Raw genomic sequence first — 15059 nt, forward strand, 5'->3', positions numbered from 1 at the left:
TATGGTTGATTATCAGGGTAAGAACGTTGTCATTATAGGTCTGGGCGTCACAGGTCTATCGTGCGTTCAATTTTTCATTGAGCGTGGTGCTGTGCCACGCGTAATGGATACCCGTGCAACACCTCCGGGTGTGGATAAACTGCCTGAAAATGTGCAGTGCCATAGCGGAAGTTTGAACAACGCATGGCTTCAAGAAGCCGATTTGATTGTTGCAAGTCCAGGGATTGCATTAGCGACACCACAATTGCAGGAAGCTGCGCAAAACGGTATTGAAATCGTCGGTGATATCGAGCTGTTTTGTCGTGAAGCGGATGCGCCAATTGTGGCGATTACAGGGTCAAACGGGAAAAGCACTGTTACCTCATTAGTTGGGGAGATGGCGAGCGCGGCAGGAATTTCTGTCGGTGTGGGTGGCAATATTGGCACGCCAGCGCTGTCTTTACTCAATTCAGGCCATGCATTGTACGTTCTAGAGCTATCCAGTTTCCAACTCGAAACCACATCAAGCCTAAAAGCGGCAGCAGCAACGGTACTGAATATCAGCGAAGACCATATGGACAGATATCCGCTGGGCTTATCACAATACCGCGGTGCGAAATTAAAAATTTATCATGGTGCACAGAACTGTATCGTGAATATGCAAGATGCGTTAACGCTGCCTGAAAACCAATCCGCTGATGAATGTATTGGTTTTGGGGTGAACAGTGGCAAGTATTGCTTTGACACGAAAAATCGTGCGTTGGTGGTCAACGATAAAACATTGTTAGACGTGAATGAGATGCGCTTGACGGGCCAGCATAACTATTTGAACGCACTGGCTGCGTTAGCCCTTGCGGATGCGGTAAATATTCCGCGCCCTGCTTGTATTGAGGTGTTGAAAACCTACGCTGGGTTAGCACATCGTTTTGAATTGGTATTATTTAACAATGGAGTACGTTGGATTAATGACTCCAAAGCCACTAATGTGGGCAGTACTGAAGCCGCATTGAATGGGTTGCATGTTGACGGCTCAGTCTATCTATTGTTAGGTGGTGATGGTAAGTCGGCTGATTTTTCATCGTTAAAACAATATATTGCCGCGGATAACTACCATTTATACTGCTTTGGTCGTGATGGTAAATCATTAGCCGCTTTAGCCCCTGAAAAATCAGTATTAACTGACACGATGGAGCAAAGCTTACGTCAAATTGCACCGCAATTAAAAGCAGGGGATATGGTGTTATTATCGCCAGCTTGCGCCAGTTTAGATCAGTTTAAAAACTTTGAGCAGCGTGGCGCTATTTTTGCTCAATTAGCGAAGGAGCTTGGGTAATGACCATACCGGGTGCGATGCGTTTAAAAAATTGGGTCATTGGTGAAAAAAATGGCGTAATTTCAGGCTCAACGCTGTACGACCGTACATTGGTCTGGTTGGCATTCGGTTTAGCGGCTATCGGCTTCATTATGGTGACCTCGGCGTCGATGCCAGTAGGGCAGCGTTTGACAGAAGACCCGTTTTACTTTGCAAAACGCGACATGGTCTATCTCGTTATTGCTTTCGCCTTATCATTAGCGGTCATGCGCATACCGATGGCTTTTTGGGAAAAGTATAATTTCCTATTTTTGATGGGCTCACTGGGCATGTTAGTCGTGGTATTAGTGGCAGGGAGTTCGGTTAACGGGGCATCTCGTTGGATTGACGTCGGGTTAGTGAAAATTCAGCCAGCTGAAATTTCGAAATTCACTCTATTTTGCTATGTTTCAAGCTACTTAGTACGCAAGTCAGAAGAAGTTCGTACTCGCTTTCTCGGGTTTATCAAACCGATGTGTATTTTGATTGTGATGGCATCATTACTGCTTTTACAGCCTGACTTAGGTACAGTCATTGTATTAGTCGTCACAACATTAGGCTTACTGTTTTTAGCGGGCGCAAGGCTGGCACCGTTTATTATCGGTATTGCCACCTGTGCGGTGGGGGTATTAGCGCTGATCTGGTTTGAGCCTTACCGTTTGCGCCGTGTGACCTCGTTTTTAAACCCATGGGATGACCCATTTGGTAGTGGCTACCAGTTAACACAGTCATTAATGGCATTTGGTCGTGGTGAAATGTTAGGCCAAGGGTTAGGAAATTCAGTTCAAAAACTGGAATACCTCCCTGAAGCGCATACTGACTTTATTTTCTCCGTGTTAGCAGAAGAATTGGGGTATGTCGGAGTTGTATTAGTCCTGTTAATGGTGTTCATGTTGGCATTTAGGGCGATGATGATTGGGCGTCGTGCGTTGATGTCTAACCAATTATTTGGCGGCTATATGGCCTGCTCTATTGGTATTTGGTTTACTTTCCAAGCTTTGGTTAACGTTGGTGCAGCCTCAGGTATGCTGCCAACGAAAGGGTTAACGTTACCCCTAATTAGTTATGGTGGTTCCAGTTTATTAGTGATGGCCGCAGCGATAGCGGTATTACTGCGAATTGATTTTGAAACACGCCTAGAAAAAGCGCAGGCGTTTGTAAGGAGTACCAAATGAGTCAGCCCAAAAAATTACTCGTCATGGCAGGTGGAACAGGAGGGCATGTCTTTCCAGGGCTCGCTGTGGCGCATTATTTGCAGGCTCAGGGCTGGGAAATTCGCTGGTTAGGTACTGCCGATAGAATGGAAGCGACCTTAGTGCCAAAACATGGCATAGATATTGAGTTTATTCAGATTTCAGGTTTAAGAGGCAAAGGTATTGCCGCACAGTTAGGCGCGCCATGGCGTATTTATAAAGCGATACGACAAGCGAAAACAATCATCAAGCGTTATCAGCCCGATGCGGTATTAGGCATGGGTGGGTATGTTTCAGGGCCTGGTGGTATTGCGGCATGGCAGTGTGGTGTTCCAGTTGTTCTGCATGAGCAAAATGGCATCGCGGGTTTGACGAACAAATGGTTATCACGCATCGCAAAACGGGTTTTGCAAGCGTTTCCGGGGGCTTTCCCTGATGCGCCTGTAGTTGGTAACCCTGTTCGTGAAGATGTACTGGCACTTCCTACGCCAGCGGTTCGCTTAGCAGGCCGAGAAGGCGCGATACGCGTGTTAGTTGTCGGTGGTAGCCAAGGCGCACGGATTTTAAACCAAGTGATGCCGCAAGTTGCTGCAAAAGTAGGCAAACAGTTAAATATCTGGCACCAAGCGGGAAAAGGCAGTAAGGAATCCACTGAAGCGTTGTATAATGAACAGCTGCAAGTTTCAGGCAATTCTGAGTATAAAGTTACTGAATTTATTGACGATATGGCGCAAGCTTATGCTTGGGCAGATATTGTTGTATGCCGTTCTGGCGCATTGACCGTCAGTGAAGTTGCAGCCGCAGGTTTACCTGCTATTTTTGTTCCTTTTCAGCACAAAGACCGCCAACAATATTGGAATGCATTACCACTGGAAAAAGCGGGCGCTGCGAAGATCTTAGAGCAACCACAATTTACCGCTGAAGCGGTAGCAAACTTGCTTGAGCAGTGGGATAGAGCAGAATTGTTGTCGATGGCTGAAAAAGCCCATGATTGTGCAATTAGTGATGCAACTGAACGTGTTGCAGCCGTGATTTGCGAAGTGGCTAAATAGTTTTAGTCACATTTGATACCGATTTTATAAAGAAGCGAAAACAGAGTGAATACACAACAATTAGCGAAATTAAGAACATCAGTGCCAGAAATGAGAAGAGTCAGGCACATCCATTTTGTCGGCATCGGCGGTGCAGGCATGGGTGGTATCGCTGAAGTGTTGGCAAATGAAGGCTATGAAATTAGTGGTTCAGACTTGGCACCCAATGCTGTGACTCAACAATTAACTGAATTAGGTGCAACGATTTATTTTAATCACCGTCCAGAAAATGTTGAGAATGCCAGTGTGGTTGTCGTTTCAACGGCGATTTCAAGTGAAAACCCTGAAATTCAAGCGGCGAAAGAACTCCGTATTCCAGTTATTCGTCGGGCAGAAATGTTGGCTGAATTAATGCGTTACCGTCACGGTATCGCTGTTGCGGGAACACATGGTAAAACGACCACGACGGCGATGATTTCAGGCATTTATGCACAAGCAGGTTTAGACCCTACGTTTGTTAACGGCGGGTTAGTGAAATCAGCGGGAACACATGCACGCTTAGGGAGTAGCCGTTATCTGATTGCAGAAGCGGACGAAAGTGATGCATCGTTCTTGCATTTGCAGCCATTAGTCGCAGTAGTGACCAATATCGAAGCTGACCACATGGATACTTACCAAGGTAACTTTGATAATTTAACGGACACCTTCATTAATTTTCTGCATAACTTGCCATTTTATGGCCGTGCAGTGATGTGTATTGATGATCCTGTTATTCGTTCATTGCTACCAAAAATTGGCCGCTACATCACCACTTATGGTTTTAGTGAGGACGCCGATGTGCGCATCACCAAATACGAACAAAAAGGCAATCAAGGATTTTTCACTATTGCACGTGAAAATATGCCGGAATTGACGGTCGTGTTGAACGCACCAGGTCGCCATAATGCATTAAACGCCACAGCTGCGGTTGCGGTTGCGACGGAAGAAGGCATTGATGACTTACACATTTTGTCTGCATTGGTGGAATTCCAAGGTACAGGGCGCCGTTTTGACTTCTTGGGTAATTTTGCATTACGCAATGTCAACGGCAAAGAAGGTGAGGTCATGTTAGTAGATGACTATGGTCACCACCCAACAGAAGTGGATGCCACCATTAAAGCAGCACGAGCAGGTTGGCCAGATAAACGCATTGTGATGATTTTTCAACCTCATCGTTATACACGTACCCGTGATTTATACGACGATTTCGTCAATGTATTAGGGCAAGTGGATGTATTGCTGATGTTGGATGTCTATTCAGCGGGTGAAAAGCATGTTGCAGGGGCTGATAGCCGCTCATTGTGCCGCACAATTCGAGGTCGTGGTCAGATTGATCCTATTTATGTTTCAGAACCGGAACAAATTTCTCACCTTTTAGCTCAAACTCTTGATGAAAATGATTTAATTTTAGTTCAAGGCGCAGGAAATATTGGTAAAATAGCCAAAACGCTCGCGGAAACGAAATTACAGCCGCCAATGGTCGAGGAATAAACATGGCAGAGAAAATTGCGGTGCTATTTGGTGGGACATCAGCTGAACGTGAAGTGTCACTTCAGTCAGGAAATGCCGTATTGGCAGGGCTTCGCCAAGGCGGAGTTGATGCGCATCCTATTGATACCAAAACTTTCCCTGTTATTACACTAAAAGAAGCAGGTTTTGATAAAGTTTTCATCGCATTACATGGTCGAGGTGGTGAAGATGGTACGATCCAAGGGATGCTTGAATACCTTGGTTTGCCTTATACTGGAAGTGGCGTAATGGCATCGGCACTGAGTATGGATAAACTCAGAACAAAACAATTATGGCAAGGTGCGGGACTAAGTGTATCTCCTTATATATACTTAACTAAACAGCAACATTTGCAGATGAGCAGTGAACAAATCACTGCAAAAGTTAAGGCTCTGGATTTGCCATTAATTGTAAAACCAAGCTTAGAAGGTTCGAGTGTTGGTATGAGTAAGGTGGACAGCTTAGATGCATTACCTGCGGCACTTGAATTAGCGTTTCGTTTCGACGAAACCGTATTAATTGAAAAATGGCTCAGTGGTCCTGAATACACCATCGCGGTATTAGGTGATAAAACTCTACCGTCGATTCGTATCCAGCCGCCAGGAATATTTTATGACTACGAAGCAAAATATTTGTCTGATGAGACCCAATATTTCTGCCCAAGTGGTTTAGATACACAACGTGAGTCTGAGCTTGCTGAGTTAGCGATGAACGCCTATTTAACGGTCGGTTGTGATGGTTGGGGGCGTGTTGATGTGATGCAAGATAGCGATGGCCAGTTTTACTTGTTGGAAGTGAACACTTCGCCAGGTATGACAAGCCACAGCTTAGTACCAATGGCCGCGCGTCAGGCAGGTTTAGATTTTTCGCAGTTAGTTGTGCGAATTTTAGAATTGGCTCGTTGATATGTCACAAGCAGCGTTAAACGTCAGGCATCATAATCATCACAATGATGATGACCCACGTTCAGGCCCAAGTAATGGGGCATTTTTAGGCGGGTTATTTTTCTTTCTCATCGTTGTCGGTACCATCGTTTGGAGTGGTTGGATGGTGATGACGTGGATGAAAGATGCTGACAGGCTACCGATGTCAAAGCTCGTCTTAACAGGTGAGCGGCATTACACCAAGAACGATGATGTAAGAAAGGCGATTTTATCGTTAGGGCAACCGGGTACGTTTATGACTGTCGATGTCAACGCTATCCAAAACCAAATAAGTATGATGCCATGGATACGCCAAGTTACTGTGCGTAAACAATGGCCAGATGAATTAAAAATTCATATTGTTGAGTATCAACCATTCGCCAGATGGAACGATCAAAATATGGTGGATGTAGAAGGTAGGGTGTTTAACTTACCAGCAAGCGAAAATGGTAAAGGGGATTATGCATTGCTTTATGGCCCACAAGGTAGCCAAAAAGAGGTACTAAAAGAGCTTGCTAACTTTAAAAATACGCTTGCGACAAATAAGTTAAAGCTTAAATCGTTATCAATGACAGCCCGTCATGCATGGCAGATCATTTTGGATAACGACACCCGAATCGAACTGGGTAAAAAAGATGTTTCAGAGCGGTTAAATCGGTTCCTTGAACTTTATCCGCTCTTGCAGCAAACAACGGACAAACGCGTCGACTACGTTGACTTACGTTATACCAGTGGTGCTGCGGTGGGCTGGGCGCCAGTTTTGGTCGATGCACCACCGGGGTTACAATAAAAAATATTGCTAATAACTCAAATTAGGCAGAAGAAATGATTAAAGCAACGGACAGAAAATTAGTGGTAGGCCTTGAAATTGGAACTTCCAAGGTATCAGCCCTTGTTGGCGAAATTCTGCCCGATGGTATGGTTAATATTATCGGGGTGGGAAGCTGCCCATCTCGTGGAATGGATAAAGGCGGCGTAAACGACTTAGAGTCTGTTGTAAAATGTGTTCAACGGGCTATCGACCAAGCAGAACTGATGGCAGATTGCCAAATTTCCTCTGTCTATTTGGCGCTTTCAGGTAAACACGTTAGCTGCCAAAATGAAATTGGTATGGTGCCAGTTTCTGAAGAAGAAGTGACACAAGAAGACGTTGATAGTGTGGTGCATACGGCGAAATCAGTGCGTGTGCGTGATGAACATCGAATTCTGCACGTAATCCCGCAAGAATTTGCGATCGACTACCAAGAAGGGATTAAAAACCCAGTAGGTTTGTCGGGTGTGCGCATGCAAGCAAAAGTTCATTTAATTACTTGCCATAATGATATGGCGAAAAACATTGTTAAAGCGGTTGAACGTTGTGGACTAAAAGTTGACCAGCTGATTTTTGCTGGTCTCGCAGCAAGTTATAGCGTATTAACTGAAGATGAACGTGAATTAGGTGTGTGCGTGGTGGATATCGGTGGTGGTACTATGGATATGGCCGTTTATACAGGCGGTGCGTTACGCCACACGAAAGTGATTCCATACGCAGGGAATGTGGTTACCAGCGATATCGCGTATGCCTTCGGTACGCCACCAAGTGATGCAGAAGCGATTAAAGTTCGCCACGGTTGTGCTGTCGGTTCGATTGTGAGTAAAGATGAAACGGTTGAAGTGCCGAGCGTTGGTGGTCGACCACCGAGAAGTTTACAACGTCAAACCTTAGCAGAAGTCATCGAGCCGCGGTATACTGAGCTGTTAAACTTAGTAAATGAAGAAATTTTAAATTTACAGGAACAGTTACGTCAACAAGGTGTCAAACACCATTTAGCGGCTGGTATTGTCTTAACGGGCGGCGCTGCACAGATTGACGGTTTAGTTGAATGTGCCCAAAAAGTATTCCACACCCAAGTAAGGATTGGTACGCCGTTAAATATTACGGGGTTAACAGATTACGCGCAGGAGCCATATTATTCTACCGCGGTAGGGCTTCTGCATTACGGTAAAGAAAGTCATCTTGGAGATGATACCGAGACAGAAAAGCGTGCCTCAGTCACAGGTTGGTTCAGTAAAATCACCAGTTGGTTGAAAAAAGAATTCTAATTTTAATAAAGAAGCCTATTATTAGCTTCAAAAGTAGTAAGCACAAAACGGAGAGACATTATGTTTGAACCAATGGAGCTCACTAACGATGCGGTGATTAAAGTCATCGGTGTTGGTGGCGGCGGCGGTAATGCCGTTGAACACATGGTGCGTGAACGTATTGAAGGCGTCGAATTCTTCGCCGTCAACACGGACGCACAAGCACTGCGTAAAACCGCAGTCGGACAAACTATCCAGATCGGTACGGGTATTACAAAAGGTTTGGGTGCAGGTGCAAACCCTGAAGTCGGCCGCAATGCTGCGGAAGAAGATCGCGAAGCGCTACGTAATGCATTAGATGGTGCTGACATGGTTTTCATCGCAGCAGGTATGGGCGGTGGTACAGGCACAGGTGCAGCGCCAGTCGTTGCCGAAGTGGCGAAAGAATTGGGTATTCTGACAGTTGCGGTCGTGACTAAGCCTTTCAATTTTGAAGGCAAAAAGCGTATGGCATTTGCAGAAGCGGGTATCACTGAGTTATCAAAACACGTTGACTCCTTGATCACCATCCCAAATGACAAATTATTAAAAGTTCTTGGTCGTGGTATCTCATTACTGGATGCTTTTGGTGCGGCAAACGACGTACTTAAAGGCGCAGTACAAGGTATTGCAGAGCTGATTACTCGCCCAGGTTTAATGAACGTGGACTTTGCTGACGTGCGTACCGTTATGTCAGAAATGGGCTACGCGATGATGGGGTCTGGTGTGGCACGCGGTGAAGATAGAGCCGAAGAAGCTGCTGAAATGGCAATTTCTAGCCCATTACTGGAAGACATCGACCTGTCAGGCGCTCGTGGTGTGTTAGTCAACATCACCGCTGGTTTCGACCTGCGTTTGGATGAGTTTGAAACGGTAGGTAACACTATTCGTGCATTCGCATCTGATAATGCGACTGTGGTAATCGGTACTTCTCTCGACCCAGAAATGCATGAAGAGCTGCGCGTTACAGTTGTTGCAACAGGTATTGGTATGGACAAACGCCCTGAAATTACCTTAGTTAGCAACAAAATGTCACAGCAGGCGTCAATGGAACAACGCTATCAGCAAATGCAAAATAGCATGTCTTCATTAACCGAAGAGAAACCAGCAGCGGCTAAAGCGGTCAATGACCAAAATACGCAAACAAACAAAGAACCAGATTATCTCGATATTCCTGCGTTCTTGCGTAAGCAAGCCGATTAATTTTATTTATATTGGATTCTCCGCTTTTTGTGCTAAAATTTCCTACTGATTATTTTGTATGATGATCAGTAGGACTTATAACATTGCGAGAAATAGACGATGATCAAACAACGGACATTAAAACGTATTATTACAGCGACTGGTGTTGGTTTACATACCGGCAAAAAAGTTACGCTGACTTTACGTCCAGCGCCGGCAAACACCGGGGTCATCTACCGTCGTACTGACCTTAATCCACCGGTTGATTTTCCGGCAGATGCGAAATCCGTTCGCGATACGATGTTATGTACTTGCTTAGTCAATGAAGATAACGTACGTATTTCGACCGTTGAGCATTTGAATGCTGCATTAGCAGGGTTAGGTATCGATAACATTGTTATTGAAGTCAATGCGCCTGAAATCCCGATCATGGATGGCAGTGCTGCACCGTTTGTTTTCTTACTGCTTGATGGCGGTATTGAAGAGTTAAATTGTGCGAAGAAATTTTTACGTATTAAAGAAACTGTTCGTGTTGAAGATGGCGATAAGTGGGCAGAAATGCGACCTTACAATGGTTTCAGCCTGGATTTCACTATCGATTTCCAACACCCGGCGATTGATAGCAGCACTCAGCGCTATTCACTTGATTTCTCTGCGGAATCATTTGTGAACCAAATCAGCCGTGCACGTACGTTTGGTTTTATGCGTGATATCGAATATCTGCAATCCCAAGGCTTATGCTTAGGCGGTAGTTTCGACTGCGCTATCGTTGTTGATGACTATAAAGTCCTCAATGAAGATGGCTTACGTTTTGAAGATGAATTCGTTCGTCACAAAATGTTGGATGCAATTGGTGACTTATTTATGTGTGGGCACAACATTATTGGCGCATTCACTGCGTTCAAATCTGGCCATGCACTGAATAACAAACTTCTGCAAGCGGTTCTTGCTAAAGAGTCAGCTTGGGATCTGGTCACCTTTGAAGATGAAGCTGAATTGCCTGTGGCATTCAAAGCGCCTTCAGCTGTATACGCATAACTATTATGCGGCTAGCCCAAATCTGGGTTAGCGCTTTCTGTTGGTTGCACTAGTACTCTCTCCGGCTAGTGCAGCCAGCCGCTCAAACCTTTCTTTTAATCCTTTCGGGCTATTTTCCGCTAATTTTAATAATACTTGTGCTGTTTGTGTACTTATCTGCCTTTCGTTCATTTTTTGTGTTGATGCAGCTGTTCGGTTATTTACTGAGCTATTTTGTTTGGTTTTTCGCATTAAATCAGGATTGATTCTGATGTCGATAGACGATAATGATGGTAGAATAGAAGTTCTTAATGCGGAAAGTAAGTTTAATTTTTCATAATTAAGACGGGTCATCCAACTGGCATTTGCCACTTCAATGACCATAATATTATTACGGTAGTTTGCAACACGGCACATTGGCTTAATTTCAGCCGGCAATAAGCCCTTTACAGCGCGGTTCAGCTTGATAATGGCTTTTGCATTTCGCTGAATAGTTTGTAAAGTATTTGATGAATTTGCCAATGATCCCTCAAGAACATCGAAAAGTGCTTGTGGATGACTATCTCTCATTTTTGGCTCCGGCTAACAATGATGAAAACTAATGTACAGATAATAATATTGTCATTTATTCATTATATAAGAGTTTAATGGGCATTTTAAATTTTTGGCGACAACTTGGTAGAAAATACTTTTGGTCCCACCTATTATTAGGTGTGGTTGCCACGGGTGTCGGCTTGCCTACAATTTTAAATGCTCTTTCCGAATCTCAGCTTACGCAAGTTAACTCATCACCTGCGAACCGCCAAAACCAAGCGGTTAATGCATTTGATAACTTATTTGCGCAGCAAAATTCTCAGCGTTCTTCTTCTTCATCATCATACTCGGTTAATTATTGGCAGCAACATGCGGTGCGCAATGTTATTCGCCAACTCACGTTTGCTTTTTCTGCAAATGAAGATGATGACGTAGCGACGACAAAAGAAGAATCCGAACAGCTTATTGTACCACAATTGATGCTGGATACGCTTTATGCCATGTTGGCAGAGCGTTCGCTTCAAACGCACGAAAGCACGGTACTAGTCAGTCATTATATTTACCCTCATTTTGTTACCTACCAGCCTGCTATTTGGGTTGCACAAGTACATGGCATTCGTGCTGGTCCATTAACTGCTTGATCTCTTAATAGATTTATCAACTCAATGTTGAGAAAATCTGCGCCTTAAAATCTATGAAATAATAAAATAACTTATTGATTTAATGAGATTAAAAGTATGTTAACTAAAATTTTGACCAAAGTATTCGGTAGCCGTAACGATCGTACTCTGCGCAGACTGCGCAAAGAAGTGGAAAAAATTAATCGCTTAGAGCCTGATTTTGAAAAGCTATCAGACGATGAGTTAAAAGCCAAAACAGTTGAATTTCGTGAACGCTTAACTAAAGGCGAGAGCTTAGAAAGCATTATTCCAGAAGCATTTGCGACCGTGCGTGAAGCCAGCCGTCGTGTTTTTGGTATGCGTCACTTTGATGTGCAGTTAATTGGTGGGATGGTACTGAACGAGCGTTGTATTGCAGAAATGCGTACAGGTGAAGGTAAAACATTAACTGCGACATTACCTGCTTATATTAATGCGTTAAGTGGCAAAGGCGTCCATGTTGTGACGGTAAACGACTACTTAGCAAAACGTGATGCGGAAAATAACCGCCCTTTATTTGAATTCTTAGGTTTAACGGTTGGTATCAACTTACCAGGTATGGCACCGCCTGCGAAGCGCGAAGCCTACGCTGCAGATATTACTTATGGTACTAATAATGAATTTGGTTTCGACTACTTACGTGACAACATGGCATTTAGCCCAGAAGAGCGTGTACAACGTAAATTGCACTATGCATTAGTGGATGAGGTCGACTCAATCCTTATCGATGAAGCGCGTACACCGCTGATCATTTCAGGTCCTGCAGAAGATAGCTCAGAACTTTACCAAAAAGTGGATAAGTTAATTCCACATCTGCAACGCCAAGAAAAAGAAGATTCAGATACTTTCCAAGGGGAAGGGCATTTCTCTGTTGATGAGAAATCACGCCAAGTCACTATCACCGAACGCGGTCTGGTGTTAATTGAAGAACTTTTGGCAAAAGAAGGCTTAATGGATGAAGGCGAATCATTATATTCACCAACAAACATTATGCTTATGCACCACGTAATGGCAGGCTTACGTGCTCATGCATTGTTCACCTTAGATGTTGACTATATCGTTAAAGATGGCCAAATCGTTATTGTTGACGAACATACAGGTCGTACAATGGAAGGTCGTCGCTGGTCAGATGGCTTACACCAAGCGGTTGAAGCAAAAGAAGGTGTTGAAATTCAAAATGAAAACCAAACCTTAGCGTCGATTACATTCCAGAACTATTTCCGTCTATACGAAAAACTGGCGGGTATGACGGGTACAGCGGATACTGAAGCATTTGAATTTAGCTCAATTTATAAATTAGACACTATTGTTATCCCAACTAACCGTCCAATGGTGCGTAAAGATTTACCTGACCTCGTTTATATGAACGAAACCGATAAATTTGCAGCCATTATTGAAGATATTCGTGAAAGAACCGCCAATGGGCAACCTGTTCTTGTTGGTACAATTTCCATCGAAAAATCTGAATTAATTTCTAATGCACTGAAAAAAGCCAAAATTGCCCATAACGTCCTGAATGCAAAATTCCACGCAATGGAAGCGGATATCATTGCGAATGCGGGTCAAGCGAGCGCTGTAACTATCGCAACTAACATGGCAGGCCGTGGTACGGATATCATGTTAGGGGGAAGCTGGCAAACGGAAGTTGCTGCGTTAGAAGAGCCAACGCAAGAGCAAATTGATGAAATCAAAGCGAATTGGAAAGTGCGCCATGATGCGGTTTTAGCTGCGGGTGGTTTGCATATCATTGGTACAGAGCGCCATGAATCACGTCGTATCGACAACCAGTTACGTGGTCGTGCAGGTCGTCAAGGGGATGCGGGTTCTTCACGTTTTTACTTATCGATGGAAGATGCTCTGATGCGTATCTTCGCTTCTGATCGTGTGACTGGCATGATGAAAAAACTGGGTATGAAACCAGGAGAAGCGATTGAGCACCCATGGGTAACTAAAGCGATTGCTAACGCACAGCGTAAAGTTGAAAGCCGTAACTTTGATATTCGTAAACAATTACTTGAATATGATGATGTTGCGAGTGATCAACGTCGTGCTATTTATACTCAGCGTAATGAATTGCTCGACGGTGGTGATATTAAAGAAACGGTTGACAGCATTCGCGAAGATGTTTTTACCACCACGATGGATGCCTATATTCCACCTCAATCATTAGAGGAAATGTGGGATATTGATGGTTTGCATCAGCGTTTAGTTAATGACTTTGATCTTGATCTGCCAATGAAAGAATGGCTGGATAAAGAACCTGAATTGCATGAAGAAACTTTACGTGAACGTATCATGCAAAAAGCGGTTGAAATCTATGAGCGTAAAGAGGAAATTGTTGGTGCAGAAGCGATGCGTAACTTTGAAAAAGGTGTCATGTTACAAACACTAGATACCTTATGGAAAGAGCACTTGGCTTCAATGGATTACTTGCGCCAAGGCATTCACTTACGTGGTTATGCACAAAAAGACCCTAAACAAGAATATAAACGCGAATCCTTTAGTATGTTTGCTAATATGCTTGAAGCCTTGAAATATGAAGTTATCAGCACATTATCTAAGGTACAAGTTCGTTTACCTGAAGAGGTTGAAGCATTAGAGCAACAGCGTCGTGAAGAAGCTGAGCGTTTAGCGAAAAGACAACAATTAAGTCATGAAGCGGGCGCTGAATCTTTAATGACTGAAACCGAAGCTAACATAGCAACTCAAGGTCACAAAATTGGTCGTAACGACCCTTGTCCTTGTGGCTCAGGTAAAAAATACAAGCAATGCCATGGCCGTTTGAATTAAGTTACTATTAACTCATTAATATAAAAAAGGCGGGGTAACCCGCCTTTTTGACGAAAAGATTATGAAAAAAAAACATCTGCATATCTCGGCTGGAATTATTCGTAATTCCCAGCAAAAAATTTTTATTACTAAACGACCAGAAGGCACACATATGGCTGGCTTTTGGGAGTTTCCTGGCGGAAAGCTAGAACAAGGTGAATTACCTGAAGCTGCCTTGATTCGTGAGCTTGAGGAAGAAGTCGGGATTATTGCCACTCAGTATGAACAATTTCACCGTGTAGATCATGAGTTTGAAGATAGAATTATTACGCTTTATTTCTTTATTGTCTCTGCGTGGGATAATGAACCTTATGGAAAAGAAGGGCAGGATTCACGCTGGGTAGAACAAAAAGCATTGGTTGAGAATGAGTTCCCACCTGCAAACCGTGTTATTGTAGAGATGCTTATACAGTAATAATTTTTTAATACATTGAAAATAAAGTGGAAAATATACAAGTTTAAACAGAGGTTACATTTTCCACTTTATAAAAATATAAAGCTAGTTATCTGGTTGCTCACTCCAATCATCACTTTCAGAGATATCGCTCTGGCTTGCAATGCGTTTCTCTTCACTGGCCCATTCACCAAGATCAATGAGCTGGCAACGCTTGCTGCAAAAAGGCCTAAAAGGGCTGCTTTCATTCCAAATCACAACTTTTTGACAGGTTGGGCAGTTAACTTCAATAATTTCACTCATAAAACATTTCTCTACT

The 15059-nt window shown here is 43.7% G+C and carries 14 protein-coding genes; 12 read left to right on the top strand and 2 right to left on the bottom strand.

Annotation, left to right across the window (positions count from 1 at the left end; genetic code table 11):
* Window position 1: 1 nt before the first annotated feature.
* From murD to lpxC, 9 genes are all read left to right on the top strand, one after another.
* On the top strand, window positions 2-1312 hold the full coding sequence (gene murD / locus PR808_RS08620) for a UDP-N-acetylmuramoyl-L-alanine--D-glutamate ligase (RefSeq protein WP_272539110.1): 1311 nt from the start codon (window positions 2-4) through the stop codon (window positions 1310-1312).
* The gene (gene ftsW, locus PR808_RS08625; RefSeq protein ID WP_206082700.1) at window positions 1312-2505 is read left to right on the top strand and encodes a cell division protein FtsW; all 1194 of its coding nucleotides are present in this window, start codon (window positions 1312-1314) and stop codon (window positions 2503-2505) included. Before murD ends, ftsW begins: the two co-directional genes overlap by 1 nt.
* Window positions 2502-3575, top strand: a complete 1074-nt coding sequence (gene murG / locus PR808_RS08630) for an undecaprenyldiphospho-muramoylpentapeptide beta-N-acetylglucosaminyltransferase (protein WP_206082699.1) — start codon at window positions 2502-2504, stop codon at window positions 3573-3575. The genes ftsW and murG overlap by 4 nt, the downstream gene beginning before the upstream one ends.
* Window positions 3576-3620: 45 nt before the next feature.
* Entirely contained in the window at window positions 3621-5084 is a 1464-nt protein-coding gene (gene murC, locus PR808_RS08635) for a UDP-N-acetylmuramate--L-alanine ligase (RefSeq protein WP_225819189.1), read from the top strand.
* A 2-nt stretch (window positions 5085-5086) separates the two neighbouring features.
* Window positions 5087-6007: a D-alanine--D-alanine ligase gene (locus PR808_RS08640; protein WP_206082697.1), complete on the top strand. Its 921-nt coding sequence runs from the start codon at window positions 5087-5089 to the stop codon at window positions 6005-6007.
* Window position 6008: 1 nt separating this feature from the next.
* Complete coding sequence (gene ftsQ / locus PR808_RS08645) at window positions 6009-6815, top strand: cell division protein FtsQ (protein ID WP_272539111.1); 807 nt, start codon at window positions 6009-6011, stop codon at window positions 6813-6815.
* Between the two features lie 35 nt (window positions 6816-6850).
* On the top strand, window positions 6851-8107 hold the full coding sequence (gene ftsA / locus PR808_RS08650) for a cell division protein FtsA (RefSeq protein WP_206082695.1): 1257 nt from the start codon (window positions 6851-6853) through the stop codon (window positions 8105-8107).
* 60 nt (window positions 8108-8167) lie between these two features.
* Entirely contained in the window at window positions 8168-9328 is a 1161-nt protein-coding gene (ftsZ, locus tag PR808_RS08655) for a cell division protein FtsZ (protein WP_206082694.1), read from the top strand.
* Between the two features lie 99 nt (window positions 9329-9427).
* A complete protein-coding gene (lpxC, locus tag PR808_RS08660) occupies window positions 9428-10345 on the top strand; it encodes a UDP-3-O-acyl-N-acetylglucosamine deacetylase (protein WP_206082693.1) in 918 nt (305 codons plus the stop codon).
* Window positions 10346-10372: 27 nt separating this feature from the next.
* On the opposite strand, the gene PR808_RS08665 is transcribed toward lpxC, so the two are convergent.
* Window positions 10373-10894 (bottom strand): DUF721 domain-containing protein, encoded by a 522-nt coding sequence (locus tag PR808_RS08665; RefSeq protein ID WP_272539112.1) that lies wholly within the window; start codon window positions 10892-10894, stop codon window positions 10373-10375.
* Window positions 10895-10971: 77 nt separating this feature from the next.
* Between PR808_RS08665 and secM the strand changes: the two genes are divergently transcribed.
* The 3 genes from secM to mutT all read left to right on the top strand — a co-directional run bounded on the left by secM (window position 10972) and on the right by mutT (window position 14761).
* A complete protein-coding gene (secM, locus tag PR808_RS08670) occupies window positions 10972-11499 on the top strand; it encodes a secA translation cis-regulator SecM (RefSeq protein ID WP_272539113.1) in 528 nt (175 codons plus the stop codon).
* A gap of 96 nt (window positions 11500-11595) precedes the next feature.
* The gene (gene secA / locus PR808_RS08675) at window positions 11596-14307 is read left to right on the top strand and encodes a preprotein translocase subunit SecA (RefSeq protein WP_272539114.1); all 2712 of its coding nucleotides are present in this window, start codon (window positions 11596-11598) and stop codon (window positions 14305-14307) included.
* Between the two features lie 61 nt (window positions 14308-14368).
* Window positions 14369-14761, top strand: coding sequence for an 8-oxo-dGTP diphosphatase MutT (mutT, locus tag PR808_RS08680; protein WP_272539115.1), 393 nt, complete (start codon window positions 14369-14371; stop codon window positions 14759-14761).
* An 84-nt stretch (window positions 14762-14845) separates the two neighbouring features.
* On the opposite strand, the gene yacG is transcribed toward mutT, so the two are convergent.
* On the bottom strand, window positions 14846-15043 hold the full coding sequence (gene yacG / locus PR808_RS08685) for a DNA gyrase inhibitor YacG (protein WP_206082688.1): 198 nt from the start codon (window positions 15041-15043) through the stop codon (window positions 14846-14848).
* Window positions 15044-15059: the final 16 nt, after the last annotated feature.

It is taken from the genome of Providencia sp. PROV197 (assembly GCF_028479625.1).
In the GTDB taxonomy this organism is placed as follows: domain Bacteria; phylum Pseudomonadota; class Gammaproteobacteria; order Enterobacterales; family Enterobacteriaceae; genus Providencia; species Providencia vermicola.

What these genes read in the sequence shown, in the direction of transcription:
- murD (WP_272539110.1), top strand. Translation starts at nt 2, where the DNA reads ATGGTTGATTATCAGGGTAAGAACGTTGTCATTATAGGTCTGGGCGTC.
- ftsW (WP_206082700.1), top strand. Translation starts at nt 1,312, where the DNA reads ATGACCATACCGGGTGCGATGCGTTTAAAAAATTGGGTCATTGGTGAA.
- murG (WP_206082699.1), top strand. Translation starts at nt 2,502, where the DNA reads ATGAGTCAGCCCAAAAAATTACTCGTCATGGCAGGTGGAACAGGAGGG.
- PR808_RS08640 (WP_206082697.1), top strand. Translation starts at nt 5,087, where the DNA reads ATGGCAGAGAAAATTGCGGTGCTATTTGGTGGGACATCAGCTGAACGT.
- ftsQ (WP_272539111.1), top strand. Translation starts at nt 6,009, where the DNA reads ATGTCACAAGCAGCGTTAAACGTCAGGCATCATAATCATCACAATGAT.
- ftsA (WP_206082695.1), top strand. Translation starts at nt 6,851, where the DNA reads ATGATTAAAGCAACGGACAGAAAATTAGTGGTAGGCCTTGAAATTGGA.
- ftsZ (WP_206082694.1), top strand. Translation starts at nt 8,168, where the DNA reads ATGTTTGAACCAATGGAGCTCACTAACGATGCGGTGATTAAAGTCATC.
- lpxC (WP_206082693.1), top strand. Translation starts at nt 9,428, where the DNA reads ATGATCAAACAACGGACATTAAAACGTATTATTACAGCGACTGGTGTT.
- PR808_RS08665 (WP_272539112.1), bottom strand. Translation starts at nt 10,894, where the DNA reads ATGAGAGATAGTCATCCACAAGCACTTTTCGATGTTCTTGAGGGATCA.
- secM (WP_272539113.1), top strand. Translation starts at nt 10,972, where the DNA reads ATGGGCATTTTAAATTTTTGGCGACAACTTGGTAGAAAATACTTTTGG.
- secA (WP_272539114.1), top strand. Translation starts at nt 11,596, where the DNA reads ATGTTAACTAAAATTTTGACCAAAGTATTCGGTAGCCGTAACGATCGT.
- mutT (WP_272539115.1), top strand. Translation starts at nt 14,369, where the DNA reads ATGAAAAAAAAACATCTGCATATCTCGGCTGGAATTATTCGTAATTCC.
- yacG (WP_206082688.1), bottom strand. Translation starts at nt 15,043, where the DNA reads ATGAGTGAAATTATTGAAGTTAACTGCCCAACCTGTCAAAAAGTTGTG.